This window comes from Massilia terrae, assembly GCF_024753145.1.
Taxonomy (GTDB): domain Bacteria; phylum Pseudomonadota; class Gammaproteobacteria; order Burkholderiales; family Burkholderiaceae_D; genus Telluria; species Telluria terrae.
On sequence record NZ_JANUGU010000003.1, the window covers coordinates 459,055 to 478,198 of the forward strand.

Below are 19,144 nucleotides of genomic sequence, written 5' to 3' on the forward strand. Positions count from 1 at the left end.
GACCGCGCCGGATGTTGAAATCCAGTTCAGGCCTGGAGCGCCTTGCAGCCTTTCTTGGCCGCGGCAATCTGGATCGCGGCGACTTCGCCCTTCGACTTGGCGACGTCCTTTTCGTGGTCGCCGGTGAACCAGCTGACCGGGATCAGGACCCAGAACACGCTGACCGCGTCTTTCTTGACCTGGGCGTCCTGCATGTCCGAGAACTTTTTCAGATCCGCCTTGGCCATCGTCATCGAGGTATCCAGCTGCAAGCAGTCGATGCTCATGTATTGGTCTTGCGAGACCAGTGCCGGCTGGATACGTTCGGGACTGGTGGCGCAGCCGGTGACAGCGGCCGCGAGCAGGCTCAGCGCAAGCAATTTCTTCATTTCTTCCTCCGAATTGTTTTCAAGACAACAATTCGGATCGTAAACCCGCTGCTCAGCCGTTGTCGCACGACACGCGCAAGAACAAGCAGCGGCGGCCGGCCGCCGCCGATGGCAGGGGCTTACTCGCTGCGGTCGTACGAGAACTGGATGCCGGCCGTGCCGCCGGTCTCGATGAACAGCTTGATGAAGGCGGGAACGGTCTCGCTGCGCTTCCAGTCGCGCTGCAGTTCACAGAACAGCTGTACGGTAGAAATGAGCTTGCCGCCGGCCTGCTCGATACGGCGCAGTGCGGCTTCGTGCGCGGCCACCGACGTGCCGCCCACCGCATCCACCGGCACGTAGACCTCGTAGCCCTCCGCCAGCGCATCCAGCGCCGGGAAGGTCAGGCATGCCTCGGTCCACAAGGCCGTCATGATCAGCTTCTTGCGGCCGGTCTCCTGCACCGCCTTGCGGAATTCCACGTCCTCCCAGCTGTTGATGGTGGTGCGGTCGTAGGTCGGATAGTCGCCCAGCACCTTGCGGATATGGGGCACTGGCGGCTTGTTCAGGCCGCTCTGGACGTTGACGGTCGAGTGCACGACCGGCAGCCCGTAGGCGACGGCGGCTTTCGAGACGCCGACGATGTTGTTCAGCAACAGTTGCCTGTCCATCGAGGCAATCGAATTCACCTGCACCGGCTGGTAATCGATGATGATGAAGGCCGCGTTCTGCGGCGTCAGGAGGTGGTCTGCTTTCGGGTCACGAATCGGTTCGCTGGCCATGATGACATCCTTTCTTTGACAGGCCCGCCGGAATCCAGCCCGGGTGCGCCGGGCTGGCGGGGACGGCGCGGGCCTGCCCGTCCCCTTATACTGATGACGGTTTAGGCTTGCGCAGGCGGGGCGAAGCGGCCGCTGCTGAAATCCTCGAAGGCCTCGCGGATCTGTTCCTGCGTGTTCATCACGAACGGTCCGTAGCCCACGATCGGCTCCTCGATCGGCTCGCCGGTCAGGACCAGCACCGTCGCGTCGCCATCGGCCCGGATGCCCAGCTCGCCGCCTTCGCGGCCCAGCAACACCATTTCCGCCGTGCCGGCCTCCTGGCTGCCGTTGAGGGTGACATGTCCGGACAACACCACCAGCATCGCCGTGTGCCCCTCCGGCAAGTTGAGTTCCAGGTCCGCATTCGCGGCCAGGCGCAGGTCCCAGATGTTGATGGGTGTGAATGTCCTGGCCGGACCGGTGGCGCCGAGCAGTTCACCGGCGATCACGCGCCCCTTGCCGCTGCCATTGGGCAGGTCCACGACCGGAATGTCGGCCGAGACAATGCCCTGGTAGCCACCCGGCGTCATCTTGTCCTTGGCCGGCAGGTTGACCCACAGCTGGACCATCCGGAACGGGCCGCCAGTCCGGGCAAACGCCGGGGCGTGGTATTCCTCGTGCAGGATGCCGGCGCCGGCCGTCATCCACTGGACGTCCCCGGGGCCGATCACGCCGCCATTGCCGGCCGAATCCTTGTGCTCGACCTGGCCCTCATACACGATGGTCACGGTCTCGAAGCCGCGGTGCGGGTGCTGGCCGACGCCGCGGCGGCTGGTCGTGGGCTCGAAATAGTGCGGACCGGCATAGTCGAGCAGCAGGAAGGGGCTGACATGCTGGCCCAGGTCGTTGTACGGACCGGAAAGCCGTCACCCACCCAGTGGCTGCGGTTGTTGCCGTAACGTCCGACGATCGTCTTGCGCATGATGTCTTCTCCATTGGCGGCGGCAGATTTGCCGCCTCATCAAAACCAGCTTAGCATCGCAACGATCATTCAAAAAGATTGCGATTTTCGACGATCCGTCCTGATAATAGGACGATGCAAGACCTTAATGATCTCTACTATTTCGTCCAGGTCGTCGACCACGGCGGCTTCGCTGCGGCCGCGCGCGCCACCGGATTGCAGAAGTCCAGGCTCAGCCGGCGGATCCAGCAGCTGGAAGAACGGATGGGGGTACGCCTGCTCAACCGGTCCTCGCGCCGGTTTTCGACCACCGAGCTGGGCCGTGCTTACTACGACCGCTGTGTGGCCATGCTGGTGGAGGCGGAAGCCGCCGACCAGGTCATCGCCCAGGTGCGCGCCGCGCCGCGCGGCATCATCCGGGTCAGCTGCCCGGTCGCGCTCATCAACTTCCAGTTCGGCGCGCTGTTCGCCCGCTTCCTTGAGGCGTACCCGGACGTGGTCATCCATCTGGAAAGCTCGAACCGGCGCGTGGACGTGATCGGCGAAGGTTTCGACGTCGCCATCCGGGTGCGCTTCCCGCCCCTCGAATCCAGCGAGCTGGTGATGCGCAAGCTCGACATCAGCACGCTGGGCCTGGTGGCCAGCCCCACCTTCCTGGCCGGGCGATCGATCAACTCGCCCGCCGACCTGCACGGCACGCCCAGCGTGACGCTGGGGCCGGCAAAGCGGGACTACCAATGGGAGCTCCAGCACGCCGACGGCCGGACGGCGCACATCAGCCATGTGCCACGGCTGGTGACCGACGATATGGCCGCCCTGTGCGACGCGGCCATTGCCGGCGTGGGGATTGCGGCGCTGCCCACCATGATGGTGTGGCGCCAGGTCGAAGCCGGGCAACTGGTCCGTGTGCTGCCCGAGTGGCAACCGCCCGCCGGCATCGTGCATGCCGTGTTTCCATCGCGGCGGGGACTGCTGCCTTCGATCCGGACCTTCCTCGATTTCCTGGCGGCCGAATGCACCGAGGCGCGGCGGCGGACCGAAGGCTAAGAAGGCGGATTAATTGAAAGGCACACCAATGATCGCCTTCAGCACCCAGCGATCGGACGCCTGCCTGTTGCCGCGGCCGATGCCAAGGTTCAGGTCCCAGCCTTTCACATTGGTGTCGAGGACGGCGTAGGTCGTGTGCGGCTGCCGGCCAGGATTGCCGAGCTGGCGCGCTTCACCCAGCTCATTGTAGCTTTCGAAGCCGACCTGGGTCGTGTCGCTGATGGCGTAGCCGAATTTGCTCGCAAGCTCGATTGTCGTCGGCGCCGGTGCGGGGCCGGAGACCTTGAAATCGACATTCACGTTGAGGGCCGCGGTCCAGCGCGAGCCTTTGTAGCCGAGGATTCCTTTCAGCTCGCCATTCCACGGGTTTTCGTCGAAGCGGTGCTCGACCCGGCCAATTTCCAGGTTCGCGCCATAAAACAGCGGGCTGTCCGCCGCGCTGGGGATGAATTTCAGGCGCAGCTTTTCGCCGCCGACGTTGTAGCGGCCGTCGCCATCGCGCGAACCCAAAATGTAGGCGCCCAGTTCAAGGCTGGAGCTCAGCCCATATGAAAACTCCGGGGTCACACGCAGCGAATGTCGCGACAATTGCGCACCTGGATAATCCGGTTCGCGCGCTCCCGACAGCACGTAATTCGTGTGCACGTCCAGCCCGAATTCGCCGGGCTTGCTCATCTCGTTCATGTAGACCTGGATTTCTTCAGGCGCCGCCGCGGCTGTCCCTGCAGCCAAAGCCAGCGCCGCAATCGACATGTCCAGGATTTTCTTCTGCATGCTTCAAATCTTCCCGTGGCCAAACAGGGCCGAAACGAGCGGATCGCGGCGCGGACCCGGCGGCTTGCGCTTGGCGCAAACGCTTCCGTCTGCTCCCAGCTCTTCCAGGAAATCCCGGATGGCAGACGGATCAGCGTTCAGGCGCAAATGGCCGCGCTGCGTCGGATCGGCGCGCCCGACCCCGGCCAGCTTGAGTTCATTCATGTAATTGCGGGCCGCGCGGTCGGCGACGCCAAGAAGGCCGACAACATCGTCCGGCCCCATCGAGCGGTCCGCAAGCGCGGCAACGAGCCGGCGGAGATTCTCGATCCGCCGGATGCTTGCTGTATTCATCAGTTCCTGGAATATTTCGCGATGAATTTGAAGGCGCGGTCGAAGGTGTCACGCGTCTCATCACTGTCGCCGTAGATGTAGACGTGGCCGCCGGGCGCGGCGTCGTACAGCTTCACCTCGAAGGTCTTGCCCTGTGCTTTCAGTGCATCGATCAGGCGTCCGGAATGCAGCTGCCAAGGCACGATCTTGTCGCCGAGGGTGCCGATCACGAGCAGCGGTGTCTGGATCTTGTCGACATGGTTGATGGGCGAGACATCCATGTACACGGGAAGATTTTCAAATGGCAGCTTGCCGTTGAAGCTGGGGCTTTCATTAGCCACTTCCTGGCGACGATATTCCGGCTTGTAGGCCATATACGCGACAAAATCCGCCAAGCCCGCAATATCCACGGCAGCCTTGAAGCGCTTCGGCGCCTTTTCGATGGCGTTCAGGGTGACCATCCCTCCCCGGCTATGGCCCATGATGGACACCGCGCTGCTGTCGACAAAATCCTGGCGCGCGATATAGTCGCCGGCGGCGATCACGTCGGCCGCATCGGTCACGCCGTAATCGTTGCGATAGTGCTCGGCGCCATAACCGCGGCTCCCGCGGTATTCGGGGAAAATCACGACGAAGCCGTGCGATATTGCCGCCTCGATCATCGGAAAGAAGGGCCAGTCCAGATGTTCATGGATGCCTCCGTGGACGATGACCACGGCAGGATAGCGTTTGCCCGGTTCACGCTTCACGGGACTGAACACGTAGCCCGGAATCAGCAGCTTGTCAGGCGTCGGGAAATAGACCCGCTTCATGCGGATACGGTCGCCGTATTCCTGCATGAAACTGAGCGCGATGACGTTCTGGTCCGCCTCGTAGGCAGTCGTCTGCAAGACTTCCAGGCGAGTGCCGACGTCCTTCGCATCGCGATTGATGTACTTGTCGAGCGCGCCTTCCTTCGGCTGATCGTCCTTCGCCAGGACACTGCCTCCGACAGCCAGCGCCAGCATCACGCAGACGGACCTGAAAAACCAGCGAAACTTCGACATGCCATTCTCCGTTAATAAAATAATGTTATAGCGTTTTCCCCGTCAGGCTCAGGCCAGCCGGGACAGGACAAACAAGGATAGCGTGACCACGATGGCCCCGCCGATCCGCGTGGCGATCTGCGCGAACGGCATCATCTGCATGCGGTTGGCGGCGGTGAGGATCGCCACGTCACCGGTGCCGCCCTGCCCGCTGTGGCAAGCGTTGACGATGGCCGTCTCGATCGGATACATCCCCATGCGCCGGCCGACCACGAAGCCGGTCGCCATCAGGGCCGCGACCGTGGAAACAATGGTGATCAGATTACTCACCGTGAACGATGCAATCAACTTTTCCCAAGGCGTCATCGCCGCGCCGATCGCGAACAGCAGCGGATAGGTCACCGCGGTCGAGAAGAACTTGTAGACGATGTGCGACGATTGCTGCAGTTGCGGCGACACCAGCCGCCCCACCTTGAACAACACGGCGATGAACAGCATCGCCACCGGCGCCGGGAAGTCAAACAGCCGGAAGCACATCAGCCCCAGCATGTAGAGCGAGATGGCCGTGAGCCCGGCCGCCGCAAGGCCCGCCACGTCGACCGCGCCGGCATGGCATTCTTCCTCGGCCGCCAGCTCATCACCCGAACCTGGCTGCAGCCGACCTTTACCGGTCAGGTGGGGCTTGCGCTTGCCGATGAAATTGAGGGTGCCGGACATCAGGATCGCGCTCAGGCTGCCCAGCATCACGGGCGGCAGCACCTGGGCGAACACGTCGCCCTGCGCCTGGCCGAGGATGCCCGCATAGCCGATCGAGAGCGGAATCGCGCCCTCGCCCACGCCGCCGGCCATGATCGGTACCACGATGAAGAACAGTGCGTGCTTCCAGCCCAGCCCCAAAGCCGTGCCCACAAGCGTTCCAACGATTGCCGCCACCACCGTGCCGGAGGCGAGCGGCACGAAGATCTTCAGGAAGCCTTTCACCAGCACGGCGCGGTCCATGCTGAAAATACTGCCGACGATGATGGAGGCGATGAACAGGTACAGGAAATTGCTGACCTTGGTGAACTTGACGACATTGTCGAGCAAGACCGGCGGGATCGCGTGCAGGTAGACCAGCAGCGAAGGCACGAAGGTCGCAAAGATCGCCGCCGCGCCGATGTGGCGCAGCACAGGCAGGCGCTTGCCGATTTCGCCGCAGGTGAAGCCGCCGACGCAGAGGATCGCGATGGACACCGAAATATCGGTCGGCACCTTGTCCAGCACGACGAAACCGGCAATCAGCGCAAGCAGCAGGACGTACACCGGCAGCGGAATGACGCCGATGCGTGTCGCCATCAGGCGCCACCAGACGGTACGCCAGCTGGTTCCTTGGTCCTCGTGTACAAGCGTGGCCGCGGCTGCGGCCTGGTTCAGGTCGACGGCTTTCACATCGGTCTCCATTTTCTTATGTTCCCTTGCGAGATTTAGCGCGCGTAGGTCAGCACGCTGAAGGTATTGGGCAGGAAGCGCGTGCTCGCCTCACCCGCATCGTTGTAGCTTTCCACGTACTGGGCATTGACCAGGAAGACCTTGCCGGTGGCTTCATCCAGCACGCCGGTCCGCGCCATCGGCCGCGTGCCGATGGTCTGCGCGAGCCGGTATTTCTCCGGACTGTCCTGGGCGATCACGCTCATCGTCGCTTCTTGGCCATTCGCGGTCAGGATGGTTGCGCTCTTCGCGTCGTACATCACCTCGTCCACGCCACGGCCGATCGGCAGGCTGGCGATCGCGCGGCCGTCGCGCGCGTCGAGCACAGCCAGCTGCGGCGCCACCTTGTCCTTACCGCGGCAGCCCACGAACAGGCGCTGATTCGCCAGGTCGAGATCCAGCGATGACGGCTGGAGGCAGGTTCCCAGCTTCAGCTCACCGGCCTCCTTCAGCGCACGGGCGTCGATGCGCGCCACCAGCGCGCGGTCGCGCAGCGGCAGGTAGATATTCCCCTGGCCATCGGGGCGCGGCGCATCCACCTTGATGCTGTGCAGGACGACCTCGCCCACCTGCTGGCCGGTGCGGGCGTCGAAGAACAGGACCGGTGTCGTTCCCTTGTCGGTATCGGCCTCGCCCACCATCGCGAAACGCCGGCTGGCCGGATCGTAGGTGGCGCCGTCGAAGCCGCCGGTGCTGCTCTTGAAGCGCTTGATGGTCTTCAGCGACGAGGGACGGAACAGGATGACGTCGCCCTCGGTCGTCCCGGCGATGCCCAGGTCGAACTCCAGCGCGAGTGCGGCGGTGTTGGTGTCCTCGCTATGCTTCAGTGTCTTGATCATCTTGCCGGCGCGGGTATCGTAGACGTGCAAGCCATCCGCGCGGTGCGCGATGAACAGGTGGCCGCGCTGCGCATCGAGGGCGTTGTAGTCCCAGCCCGTGTCGCTGCTCTTGATCGTCACCACCTTCTCCAGATGGTAGCCAGGCGCATCGGCCGCGCTCGCGCTCGCGCTCGTGCACAGGATGAGGGCGGCGCCGGCCAGGCGGTGGTGAATTGCTTGATGCATGGTGTGTTCCTCGTTCTCGCTATCAGTTGTGTGAGCCGTTCATGTCCAGGCCCCAGGTCAGGCCGAAGCGCAGTTCGGTCAGGTGCGCGCCGTCGGTGCGCACCCGGCGCACCGCGGCGTCGAGCGCGAGCTCTTCGCCGATCTTCCACACCAGGCCGGCCAGCTTCCCGTTCGCGCTCGGCTCGCCGGCGGTATGCTCGTGGGTCAGCTCGACGACGGGATGCACGGTCCAGTCTTCCGGGCCTTCGAAGATCAGTCCATGGAACTGGCCCCAATGGTGTTCGCGGTCGCGTTCACTCGCCACGTTCAGGTGCACGGCGCCCCATTCGAAGCGTTGCGATGCGATCGCAGCGCACTCGCCACCGTTGCCGTGCTCGCCGTGATAGCCGGGCAACAAGGCCGAGCATTCCACCGCGACGCTGATGCCCGATCCCCCATCCTGCAGGCTGCCCCGGCGGAGCACGTGCTTCAGGGAGACCTGGGTGTCGTTCAGGCCGGTGCGGTAAGGCGTGTCGGTGCGATCGATGCCGGTCTGGACACGGCCTTCGGCCACGAACTCGGTATCGGCGCCGAGGCCGAAATTGAGGACGGCGAATGGCAGGGTGCGCATCCGGCCGCCGGTCTGGCGCAGATAACCGCCGCCCAGTTCGAGTTCGAACATTCCCTTCTCAGCCACTGCCGCATCGGTCCCGTCAAAGGGCCGCATGGCATTGGCGGATGGCGCGATCAGTGCGCCAATCGAGGCCAGCACCAGCGAGGAAAGCAAGCGCCTGCACGGCGCCGCCCGGAAATACAACTGCATATAGTCTCCTGATTTTGTTGAGCCAGTCAGCCGCGCGCAACGCAAGCGACCGCGTGATCGTCGCCGACGGTCACCATGACCAGGTCCCCGGTGGCGTGCTCATTGAAATAATCGAAACCCTCCGGCGCCGGCGGCGCCGCCAGCTCCGGGGTCGACAAGTGGTAGCCGCCGTCGCGCGAGCGCTTCAGGCGCGGTGTCGACCGCAGCAGGGTGAGCGTGTAGGGGTGGCGGGCGTCACCATAGATCGCCTGGCGTGAGCCGATCTCGATAATTCGCCCGCGATACATGACCGCGACGCGATCCGCGATCTGTTCGACTACGCCCAGGTCGTGCGAGATGAACAGGTAGGTAAAGCCGAACTTCGCTTGCAGCCCGACCAGCAGGTCGAGCACCTGCTTCTGGATGGTGAGGTCGAGCGCGGAAACCGGTTCGTCCGCCACGACCAGCTGCGGCTCGCCGACGATGGCCCGTGCGATGCAGACCCGTTGCCGCTGGCCGCCCGACAGCTCATGCGGAAAGCGCTCCAGTTGTTCTTCCGTAATGCCGACTTCGCGCAGCATCAGGCGCGCACGCTCCAAGCGCTGCTGGCGATTCAAGTCCGGCACATTGCGCAGTCCCTCAGCGACGATCTGCGTCAGGTTCATGCGCGGGTCGAGCGAGGAAAACGGATCCTGGAACACCATTTGAATCTGGCGGCGGTACTCCTGCAGGCGGCGGCCTTCGAAAGCGGCTACGTCCTCCCCGTTGAAGCGGATCGTGCCGCCCGCTTCACGCGCCAGCCGCGTCAGCGTGCGGCCGATGGTGGTCTTGCCGGATCCGGACTCGCCCACCACGGCCAGGGTTTCCCCTTTCCGGATGTCGAGGTCGACGCAGTTCACCGCCATCGTGCGCGCCGCCTTGCGCCAGAAGCGCTCGGCCTTGCCGGCGAAACTCACGCAAAGCCGGCGCACCTCGATCAGCTTGTCGCCGATCCGCTTGTCCGGATCCACGTCCCGGCGGCTCGGCAAGGCATCCAGCAGCGCGCGGGTATAGGCATGGGTGGGCGCCAGCAGGATGTCGCGGGTCGTCCCGGTCTCGATCAGCTGGCCAAGCCGCATGACGACCACACGCTGGGCGTAATGGCTCACCAGGCCGAGATCGTGGCTCACCAACAGCACCGCCGTGCCGAATTCGAACGCCAGCTCGGCCATGATGTCCATGACCTCCTTCTGGCTGAGTGCATCCAGCGCCGTGGTCGGCTCGTCCGCGATCAATAATTTGGGCCGCGCCAGCATGACCGATGCCAGCATGATGCGCTGGCGCATGCCGCCTGAAAACTCGTGCGGATAGGCGTCGAAGCAGGCCTCGGGGCGAACGATCCGGACGCGCGCGAGCATCGCCAGGCATGCCGCCCGCGCCGCCTCTTCGCTCATCGTGCGATGCTGGCGCAAGGACTCCATCATCTGCACGCCGATTCGCAGCGCCGGGTTCAGCGACACCAGCGGTTCCTGGAACACCATGCCGACCTCGCTGCCGCGTACCGCCTGCATCGCCGCCGGGCCGCACTGGAGCAGGTCGCGCCCGCACAGGCGGATGCTGCCGCTTTCCACGTGCACCGCGGACGGCAGCAGTTGCAGGACGGCGCGACCGATCATGGTCTTGCCGCTGCCGGACTCCCCGACCAGCGCGACGATTTCGCCTGCGTCGATATGCAGGTCGACCGTGTCGACCACCCGGCGCAGGCTCCGGTCGGCACGCCGCACGCCGATGCACAGCTGTTCGATCGCGAGCACCGGCGCACTCTGCTGCAGCGGCGCGATTGACAGTGAATTCATGCTTCGTTTTCCTACAGATTATTCATGCGCGGATCGAACTGGTCGCGCAGCGCGTCGCCCAGCAGGTTCACCGCGAGCAGCGACAGCGAAATGCTCACGCCCGGCGCGATCGCAAGCCACGGAGCGTGGTAGATGTGGTTGCGGCTATCGGCCAGCATGCCGCCCCAGCTCGACATCGGCGGCGGCACGCCCAGTCCGAGGAAGGACAGCGCGCTTTCGGCCAGCAGGGCCCATCCGAACAAGGCCGTGCCCAGCACGATGATCGACGATACGCAATTCGGCAGGATGTGGCGGAACAGCGTGAACAGGTCGGAGTTGCCCATCACGCGAGAAGCCTGCACAAACTCCTTTTCACGCAGCGACAGCACGCTCGCCCGCACCACCCGCGCCACTGAGGGCAGGTAGGTCAGGCTCAGGGCGACCACCACACCGGCCCGCGACGGCCCGAACACGGCCATGATGCCCAACGCCATAATCAGGGAGGGAAAGGCCAGCAGCGCATCGAGCACGGTGGAGACCACGCGTTCGGTCCAGCCGCCGAAGAAGCCGATGGCCGCGCCGACGATACTTCCGCCCGTCACGGCCAGCAGCACCGTCAGGCTGCTGATCGACATGGTGGCGCTGGCGCCGGCCATCAGGCGGCTCAGTACATCGCGGCCCCACTCGTCGGTGCCGAGCCAGTGCAGCAGCGAGGGCGCCTGCAGCCGGTGCGGGAGGTCGATGTCCAGCGGATCGTAGGGCGTGTGCAGGTAGCCGGCCACCGCGATCAGCACCATCAGCGCCAGCAAGGGAGCGCCGATGCGCGCGTTCGGGCGGCGCATCAGGGCACGCCAGGATCGGGGCGAGACCTTCACAGGCGCACCCTCGGATCCAGCAGGGGGTAGCACAGGTCGACCAGCAGGTTGACCACGACGTAGACCGTCCCGATGAACAGCAGGCAGCCCTGCACCACCGGATAGTCGCGGGCGAAGATGCTCTCCACCAGCAGTCGTCCCATGCCCGGCAGCGAAAAGACGGTCTCGGTGACGACCGCGCCACCCAGCAGCGAACCGAGCGTGAGGCCGATCATGGTCCAGGTGGGCGCCATGGCGTTTTTCAGCACGTGGCGCAGCGCCACCCTGGTCTCGCCGAGACCCTTGGCGCGTGCGTGGGTGACGTACTCCAGCCGCAGCACTTCGATGGTGCTGGCGCGCGCCATCCGGATGATCACACCGGTTTCGATCAGCGCCAGCGATACCGTCGGCATGATCAGGTAGCGCAAGCCTTCGGCCAGGTCATCGGCGGGCGAGACATAACCGACCACCGGCAACCAATCCAGCCAGATGCCGAACACCAGAAGGAACATCAGGCCCAGCCAGAAGCTGGGAATCGACAGGAAACCAATGGCCAGCGCCATGATCCCGACGTCGGTGCGCGTATCCTGGCGCCACGCCGCCAGCATCCCGGCCGGAATCGCCAGCAGGGAGGCCAGCAGCACGGCCGGGATCACGAACGAGGCGGTCACCGCAAGGCTGGACAGCAGCATCGGCAGCACCGCCTGCTGCTGGGTGATCGACACGCCGAGGTCCCCTTGCGCCACCCTGCCCAGCCAGGACAGGAACTGCAGGGGCAGCGCCCGGTCCAGTCCCAGCTCGGTACGCATGCTCGCCAGCGCCTGCGGGTTCTCGATGTCACCCAGCATGAGCTGGGCTGGATCGCCGGGAACCAGCCGGATCAGGGCAAACACGATCATGGACACCAGCAGCAGTGTCGGTAACGCCATGAGGATGCGGTTTATCGCAAATTTCAACATAAATGCTTTCGAACGCTAGCCCGGCTCCGCTCACAGATCGATCTTGACGTTGTACTTGATCGTGCGCGGCAGGCCCACGCCCATGAAGCCGAAACCGACCGCGTTGAAATATCGCTTGTCGCCCGCGTTCTCGACATTGACCTGGAAGGTGGCGCCATGGCCGGCGATCCTGGTCTCGTAGCGTGCGCCCAGCGTGTACAGGGTCACGCCCGAAATGTAGGCTTCATCGGCCGGGTTCACCGGACGTTTTGCGATGTAGTATGCGCCTGCGCTCAGGTGCAGTCCCTGCAGCGCGCGCGGGTGGTACTCGGCGAAGACGCTGTGCGACTGTTTCGGCGTGTTTTCGGGCGTCTTGCCGATCAGGGTCGCATTCGCGGCATTCTTCTGCTTCGCGTCGAGGAACAGGCCGGACACATAGACCGACCATTCCGGCGCCACGTCGCCATTGATCGAATATTCGATGCCGCGGTATTCGGTACGGCCGTCGAGCACGAAGTAGTTGTCGGCATTGGTATAGGTGGTCGCGCGCTCGATCGAGAATCCCGCCACCGTCGCGGTCATGCCGCTGATGGCATCCGAGCGCACCCCGAGTTCCTTCTGCTTGCTGACGCCGGGAGGCAGGATCTGCGACGCGTTCTTGGTCGTCAGCGGCGCCGTCGCGCCCTCTTCCAAACCTTCGATATAGGTCGCGTAGATGCTGGTGTCCTTGCGCACCTTGTAGATCAGGCCGAGCGAGGGCGTGCTGTTATTCACGCGCGATTCCACCGCCGCCTTGTTGATGATCGAATCGTTCGTGTACCGGGTCTTGCGCACCCCGGCCAGCACTTGCCACTGCTGGCTGAGGCGGATGCGGTCGAGGAAGTAGACGCCGTTGTCGGTCACGTCGGTCGGGCTGTAGACCGGCGTGAGGGTATAGACCGGCGCCGGAATCACGACCGGGTTGTACAGGTTTTGCGGGTTGCTGAAGGTCTGCTGGCTCGGCGCGTTCTGGTAGCGCTTGTTCTGCATGACGCCCAGCGTGAGCTCATGATCCAGCCACGCTTCGACCCGGCCCGCCAGCTCGGCGCGGTAGTTTTTGTTCAGGTAGACCTGGCCGCGCACCAGCTGCGATTGCAGGGTGCCAGCGCCGGTGACCACGTCGTAGTTGCGCAGGGTGGTCGAGGAGCGAGCGTCACGGTCGGTTTCGGCGCGGCCGGCTTCGGCGGTCAGGGCCCAGTCGTCGTTGATGCGGTAGTCGGCGCGCAGCAGGGTGTTCTGGGCGCGGGCCTCCCAGCGGGCCCAGGGACCGGACAAGAGCTTGGTCGGATCCGGCACACCCGGCAGGGTCAGCACGCCTTTCACAGCCGTCGGGACGCCGATGGCCGCCTGCTCGACTGCGTTCTTGCGGAATTTCTCGACGTCGAGCTTGAGCAGCAGGTCGTCGGTCACGTGCCAGTCCGCCGCCACCGAGAACAGGTTGCGGTCGCCGTGCGTATCCTTGACCGGCGTGCGCAACTCGCCGTAGACCGCGTTCACCCGCAGGCCAAACTGCTTGTTCGCGCCGAATTTGCGGCCGATGTCGACCGCGGTCAGCCATTGGCCAAATTCGTTCCCGCTCAGGGACACGGTGGTGATCGGCGTTTCCTTGGCGCGCTTGGTCACCAGGTTGACCACGCCGGCCGGGCTGGTGAAGCCGTAATACAGCGCGGCCGACCCTTTCAGCGCTTCGACGCGTTCCTTGTTCTCGAGCGGCAGGTCGATCAGGTTATTGATCGGCAGCGAGCCATTGAGGCGGTAGCTGGTGCGGTTGTTGATGTCGATGCCGCGAATCGCCAGGTTGTCGGCGACCGAACCGGAGGTCTGGGAGCGCGTCACCCCGGCCGAGTTTTTCAGGGCGTCGAACAGGTTCTGGGCGTTCTGTTCTTCCAGCAGGGCCGGCGGAATGATGCTGATCGTCAGGGGGACGTCGAGCAAGGGCGTGTCGCGAAAGGCGCCGACCTGGACCACGTTGGCGCGAAAGCCGCGTGCGCGTTCGGCATTGACGGTAACGACCTGGAGCCCATGCGACTCCTTGCTGTCGGCCGGCGCGGCGGTGGACGACTGCTCGTCGGCCGCCGCCTGCTGTTCCGGCGGCGCGGGCGGATCGCCGGCGGTAGCTGTTCCGAGGTAGGTCAACGCCCATGCCGCGGCGATCAGGACGACAAGGCGCTTCTGTTGTGGCTTCGTTTTCATTTCCGGTCTCCAGGTCTTTATCGAATTTCGTGTTCAGCTGCTAAGGTGTTTTCAGGCGCACGCCCCACAGCCGCTCGCGGTTCTGCGACCAGGGAACGAAGCCCTGGACGGAGGCGCGCAGCGCATAGGAATCGCCGGGGTTGAACAGCACCACCACCGGTGTGTCAGCCAGCATCAGGCGATGCAATTGATTGAACAGGTCCTGGCGCTGGCCCGCATCGGCGCTGGCGGCGACGCGGCCGAGCAGGTCGATCGCCTTCGGGTCATCCCACACCTTGCGTTTGCTCCGGTTCTTGTCACCGATGATCCCTTCGTAACTGAGGAAGGGATCGGGGCGCGAGGAATACGCGAAGGACATCAGTTGGTATTTGCCGGTCTGGAAGCGATCGAGCTGGGTGGCCCATTCCAGCACCTCCAGCTGAATATTGATTCCGGCCTTCTTCGCCATGCCCTGGATCAGGATCGCCTGGTCGTACATGTCGGGATAGCGGCGGTTCGTCAGCATCGAGATCGGTTCGCCCTTGTAGCCGGAACGCGCGACCAGCTTGCGGGCCAGCGCGAGGTCGAAGGCATAGCCCTGCTTGTGGGCGTCGGTGTGGAAAGCGCTGGGCACCGGCACCATCGAGGCGTTTGCCACGCCAGCCTCACCCGACGCATATCTGGCGATGGCCTGCGTGTCGAGACTGTGGGCCAGCGCCTGGCGCAGCAGCGGATTGGCGAGGACGGGATCGCGGGTCTGCATCAGCAAGACATTGACCGCCATCGAAGGCGCATTGCTCACGCGGATGCCGCGCGGGCTACCCATTTCGACCAGCTGGTCGGGCGTCACGCCGGGGAGGACATCGACCTGCCCCTTGAGCAAGGCGGCGCGCCGCGCGCCTTCGTCCTTGATCAGGATCCAGCGCACCAGCGGCGCATACGCGACCTTGCCGCCGGTGTAGCCATCGGACGGACCGCCGCGGCTGGAGTAATTCTTGAACGCCCGCAGTTCGACCACTTGCCCGCGTATCCAGCGGCTGAAACGGTACGGTCCGGTGCCGACCGGCGCGCGCCAGCTGCCGTCCGGGTAGACCGAGTCGCGGTGCAGGATGGCCGAGGCGCCGCACTGGAAAGCGGCCATCTCGGACAAAAACAGGGGGCGCGGACGGTTCAGGCGGAACACCACGGTCAGCGGTCCGGGCGCCTCGACCGACTCGATCTTGAAGCCTTTGGCGCCGTCGAACTCGGAGCGGCACAGCCACTGGGTTTTCGGATCCAGGTAGCGCTTCCAGCTCCAGATCACATCGCTGGACGTGAGCAGCGCGCCGTTGTGGAAGCGCACATTGGACCGCAGGGTGAAGGTATAGGTCCTGAGGTCGGACGACACATCGATTTTTTCGGCGAGCATGGGGCCGACCGTGCCGTCTTCGCGGTAGGCCACCAGCCCCTCGACCATGTGCATCAGCACCGCGTCGGTATTGGTGTCGCGGTTGACGCCGGGATTGGTGCTGCGGATTTCAGCGTTGGTGCCGACGTTGATGGCGTCAGCTGAAGTGTGCACTTCATCCGCTGGCGCATGCAGCGCGAACAGCCACGCGACGCATGCGAAAATCGATCGGCGCATTCCCGTTTTCACAGCCGGTACTCGCTAAAACGTGGGTCCTCGTACGGCTTGCGGGCCACCTGCATGGTCCCCGATGCCGGCTCCATGATGATCGTCGCCACCGTCGCCGAGATCGCGTCGAACACGGCCGGCTTGGGCGAGCGCAGCACCGCATCGGGCGCGCCGAACGTGTCGAACAGCGCAGCGGTGACGTGCTCCCTGGCGATGTGGCCCACGTGCGGCGCCAGCAGCGAACGCACGCGCCGGTCGCGGTACAGCGAGTCCGGGAAGGTCGCGAGGCCGGTGTCGCGCAGCTTGACCCGTGCCGCCGGGCTGACGAAATGGTTGGCGTGCACCAGCAAGCCCTGCTCCGGCGCGATCCAGAAGATTTCATCCGGCGCGCACTCCAGGTCGATCGCCTCGCCGTCTGAATGGCTGAGCATCAGGTTGTTGGAACAGGCGCGCGGCTGGGCCCACAGGACCTTGAGCGCCGCCGCCATGTTCGGCGCTTCCAGCATCTTGCGGCGCACCAGGCCCAGCGGCGCGCCGGGCGCCTTGAAGTCGCGGTCCGATTGCAGGAAGTTGCCGGTCAGGGCCAGGCCGGCGCTGTTGAAACCGTGCCGCGCCAGGCCGCCGGCTTCGACGAAGGTCAGCATGTCCGGTGCGTTATCGCGGCGGATGCACAACACGATGCTGGTATCGGCACATTCGGCGCGCCAGTCCCAGTTATGTGCGTGCAGCAGGCGGCCAGCGCGAGTGGCTTCCGGCAGGATGATCGCGCCGGTACAGCCCTCGACCAGCTTGGACTGCACCTCAGGCGCGTCGTGGCTGCCGTACATCATCTCGGTGCGCGCATTGATCAGCACGATGTCTTCCAGCGGCACGCCGGCACCGTCGGCGATACCCTGCATCTCGTCCAGGTAGTCGGCACCAAACGCGCCGATGACCGGTACAAAACGGGCCGCCAGCTCGCGCTGCCGTGGCACCGAAACGCCCCGCCGCAGCATTTCACCTTGGTACAGTGCAACACTAGCAGCAATGCGTTCGGGCACTGCCCGTCCGTACTGCAGGCCGCGCTCCCGGGGTGGACCCTCGATCTCTACCCTCGGAAAGACTGCATCATCATTCATCTCGTGTCATCCAATGCATGTTTCGATGAGATGATTGTACTACGGATTTTTTAGAACAATAGCTTTTTTTTGATTTTTCGCAAAAAAGCCTCGCCGCGACAGACATCTTCTCTCTTATACCAGTGGAGAAACCAAAGGATGGGCTGTCTGCTTCCTGAGCGATGCCTTAGATTTTCGTTGCGTCTTATACGCGTTTTGATACAATCCGTGCCTTACTTATCCAAGGATAGCCATGCGCAACCTCGTTTCAGCAACCGCTTTCGCACTGCTTAGCCTCATGTCGCTGGAGGGAGCGGCGCGGCCCGCCGACTCCGCGGACCTGATCATTTACAACGCCCGGATCTGGACCGTGGATGCCCGCAAGCCGACGGTGGAAGCACTGGCGATCCGCGGCGACCGCATCATGTCGACCGGCAGCAAGCACGACATGCTGGCGCTCAAGGATGAGCACACGAAACTACTCGACCTGCAGGGCCAGTTCGTGATGCCTTCGTTTAACGACGGCCACACCCATTTTGAAAACGCGGTGGACTGGCTGTTCCAGGTCCGCCTGATCGACCTGGACGGCGAGGCCGGCAAACAGGAGATGATGCGGCGGCTCGCCGACGTGCGCGCGCGCGTGCCCGCCGGCATCTGGATCACGGGCGGCGACTGGGGAGATCTCGCCGCTGGCGCCGCCAGCAAGGCCGGCCGCAAAGACTTCCAAACCTTCCAGCCGGACCTGGCAGCCGTCGATGCCATCACCCCGGACAACCCGGTATTGCTGCGGCGCTTCGACCGGGCATATTTCGCGAACAGCAAGGCGCTGAAGCTCGCACATATCTCGCGCGAGTCGCCGGATCCGCGCGGCGGCAGCTACGGCCGCGACAGCCGCGGCGAGCTGACCGGCATGCTGTACGGGAAAGCCGGCGAAGCTGTCGAGAAATTGATGCCTCCGGTGACGCTGGAACAGAAGGTCATTGGAGCGCGCGCGGTACAGCAAGACCTGAACCGCCTCGGCATCACCTCGATCGCCGACATCGCCCGCCTGGACGAGCTGAGCCAGCAGCAGCTGTACCCGACGTATGTGGAACGCAGCTACAGCAACCTCGCGATCTTCCAGCGCCTCAAAGCGCGCCAGCAACTGTCGCTGCGGGTGTACGCCTTCCTTCCGCTTGACTACTGGGACCGGCTGGGGAAATATGGCATCCGGCCGCACGGGGGCGATGACATGATCCGCTTCGGCGCGCTGAAAGCATTCGGCGATGCCGGCATCATGTACCAGCCTTTGCATATCGACCTGGGCCTGCAAAACGACTGGGCCTGGCGAATGATGGGCGAAAAATTGCTCAAGCAGCGCATCGTCGATTCTTGCAAGGGCGGCTTCGACGTCGGCGTCCACATCATCGGCGACAAGGCGCTGCATTCGCTGCTCGACTGGTTCGAAGCGGCCGAGGCCGATCCCGCGTGCGCCAGGCGCGCGCCGCGCGAGCGCTTGATCCATGCCTGGTACGCGACCGCAGACGACCTCAAGCGCGCCGGCCGCCTGCACCTGATCGCGGACGTCACACCGGACCACCTGATGCAGAACGTCTCCCGCCTGGAGGCCGCGCTGGGGCCGGAGCGCGCACGGACCGCCTTTGCATGGCGCACCATGATCGACCATGGCGTCCGGGTCGACCTGGTGTCCGATCTTCCCGGAACCTACAACCGCGCCATTCTCTCCACGGTCAACCCCTTGCATAATATGTACATGGCTGTCACGCGCAAGCCCATCGATGGAAGTGCCGGGCCGGCCTTCCACCCCGAGCAAGCGATGACGATCGAGGAAGCGATCCAAGCGTACACGATCAACCCGGCATATGCCTCGCATGAGGAGGCGATCAAGGGAAGCATCACTCCCGGCAAGCTGGCGGACCTGGTCGTGCTGTCGAACGACATCGTGACGGCAGACCCGGAACGACTGCTGACGACCGAAGTCGTTTATACTTTTCTCGGGGGGAAGGTTGTCTATCAGTCAAGTTCGGATGAGACCTCGAAGCGCGCGGACACACCCAGTCCCGCTCACTAACTTTG

The 19,144-nt window shown here is 64.3% G+C and carries 16 protein-coding genes and 1 pseudogene; 2 read left to right on the top strand and 15 right to left on the bottom strand.

All coding sequences use genetic code 11. The annotated features are described in order from the left end of the window. Nucleotides 1-26: 26 nt before the first annotated feature. The 3 genes and pseudogenes from NX778_RS12875 to NX778_RS12885 form a co-directional block, all read right to left on the bottom strand. Nucleotides 27-368, bottom strand: coding sequence for a hypothetical protein (locus tag NX778_RS12875; RefSeq protein ID WP_258812143.1), 342 nt, complete (start codon nt 366-368; stop codon nt 27-29). A 119-nt stretch (nt 369-487) separates the two neighbouring features. Further along, nucleotides 488-1,129 carry a hydrolase gene (locus NX778_RS12880; RefSeq protein WP_258812144.1) on the bottom strand — a complete coding sequence of 214 codons (642 nt, stop codon included), beginning with the start codon at nt 1,127-1,129 and terminating at the stop codon, nt 488-490. A gap of 101 nt (nt 1,130-1,230) precedes the next feature. Next, nucleotides 1,231-2,090, bottom strand: a pseudogene (locus NX778_RS12885) (pirin family protein). Nucleotides 2,091-2,204: 114 nt separating this feature from the next. Between NX778_RS12885 and NX778_RS12890 the strand changes: the two are divergent. Further along, the gene (locus NX778_RS12890) at nt 2,205-3,116 is read left to right on the top strand and encodes a LysR substrate-binding domain-containing protein (protein ID WP_258812145.1); all 912 of its coding nucleotides are present in this window, start codon (nt 2,205-2,207) and stop codon (nt 3,114-3,116) included. A 9-nt stretch (nt 3,117-3,125) separates the two neighbouring features. On the opposite strand, the gene NX778_RS12895 is transcribed toward NX778_RS12890, so the two are convergent. From NX778_RS12895 to NX778_RS12950, 12 genes are read right to left on the bottom strand one after another with little or no spacing between them, the layout of a single operon-like run. Further along, a complete protein-coding gene (locus tag NX778_RS12895; protein WP_258812146.1) occupies nt 3,126-3,890 on the bottom strand; it encodes a hypothetical protein in 765 nt (254 codons plus the stop codon). A 3-nt stretch (nt 3,891-3,893) separates the two neighbouring features. Next, nucleotides 3,894-4,223, bottom strand: a complete 330-nt coding sequence (locus tag NX778_RS12900; protein ID WP_258812147.1) for a hypothetical protein — start codon at nt 4,221-4,223, stop codon at nt 3,894-3,896. Then, complete coding sequence (locus NX778_RS12905) at nt 4,223-5,248, bottom strand: alpha/beta hydrolase family protein (protein ID WP_258812148.1); 1,026 nt, start codon at nt 5,246-5,248, stop codon at nt 4,223-4,225. Before NX778_RS12905 ends, NX778_RS12900 begins: the two co-directional genes overlap by 1 nt. Nucleotides 5,249-5,296: 48 nt before the next feature. After that, nucleotides 5,297-6,667 carry a 2-hydroxycarboxylate transporter family protein gene (locus tag NX778_RS12910; protein WP_370661331.1) on the bottom strand — a complete coding sequence of 457 codons (1,371 nt, stop codon included), beginning with the start codon at nt 6,665-6,667 and terminating at the stop codon, nt 5,297-5,299. A gap of 23 nt (nt 6,668-6,690) precedes the next feature. Beyond that, the gene (locus tag NX778_RS12915) at nt 6,691-7,758 is read right to left on the bottom strand and encodes a WD40 repeat domain-containing protein (protein WP_258812150.1); all 1,068 of its coding nucleotides are present in this window, start codon (nt 7,756-7,758) and stop codon (nt 6,691-6,693) included. A 22-nt stretch (nt 7,759-7,780) separates the two neighbouring features. Next, nucleotides 7,781-8,560 (bottom strand): hypothetical protein, encoded by a 780-nt coding sequence (locus NX778_RS12920; RefSeq protein ID WP_258812151.1) that lies wholly within the window; start codon nt 8,558-8,560, stop codon nt 7,781-7,783. A 26-nt stretch (nt 8,561-8,586) separates the two neighbouring features. After that, nucleotides 8,587-10,374, bottom strand: a complete 1,788-nt coding sequence (locus tag NX778_RS12925) for a dipeptide ABC transporter ATP-binding protein (protein WP_258812152.1) — start codon at nt 10,372-10,374, stop codon at nt 8,587-8,589. Between the two features lie 11 nt (nt 10,375-10,385). Next, nucleotides 10,386-11,228 (bottom strand): ABC transporter permease, encoded by an 843-nt coding sequence (locus tag NX778_RS12930; protein WP_370661332.1) that lies wholly within the window; start codon nt 11,226-11,228, stop codon nt 10,386-10,388. After that, nucleotides 11,225-12,166, bottom strand: coding sequence for an ABC transporter permease (locus NX778_RS12935; RefSeq protein ID WP_258812154.1), 942 nt, complete (start codon nt 12,164-12,166; stop codon nt 11,225-11,227). Before NX778_RS12935 ends, NX778_RS12930 begins: the two co-directional genes overlap by 4 nt. Nucleotides 12,167-12,196: 30 nt before the next feature. Beyond that, nucleotides 12,197-14,377, bottom strand: a complete 2,181-nt coding sequence (locus NX778_RS12940) for a TonB-dependent siderophore receptor (protein ID WP_258812155.1) — start codon at nt 14,375-14,377, stop codon at nt 12,197-12,199. Nucleotides 14,378-14,417: 40 nt separating this feature from the next. Then, entirely contained in the window at nt 14,418-15,980 is a 1,563-nt protein-coding gene (locus NX778_RS12945) for an ABC transporter substrate-binding protein (RefSeq protein WP_258812156.1), read from the bottom strand. A gap of 8 nt (nt 15,981-15,988) precedes the next feature. Beyond that, the gene (locus NX778_RS12950) at nt 15,989-17,089 is read right to left on the bottom strand and encodes a C45 family autoproteolytic acyltransferase/hydrolase (protein ID WP_258812157.1); all 1,101 of its coding nucleotides are present in this window, start codon (nt 17,087-17,089) and stop codon (nt 15,989-15,991) included. A 232-nt stretch (nt 17,090-17,321) separates the two neighbouring features. Here NX778_RS12950 and NX778_RS12955 point away from each other — a divergent pair, with 232 nt between their 5' ends. Then, nucleotides 17,322-19,139, top strand: a complete 1,818-nt coding sequence (locus NX778_RS12955) for an amidohydrolase (protein ID WP_258812158.1) — start codon at nt 17,322-17,324, stop codon at nt 19,137-19,139. The last annotated feature ends 5 nt before the right edge of the window (nt 19,140-19,144 follow it).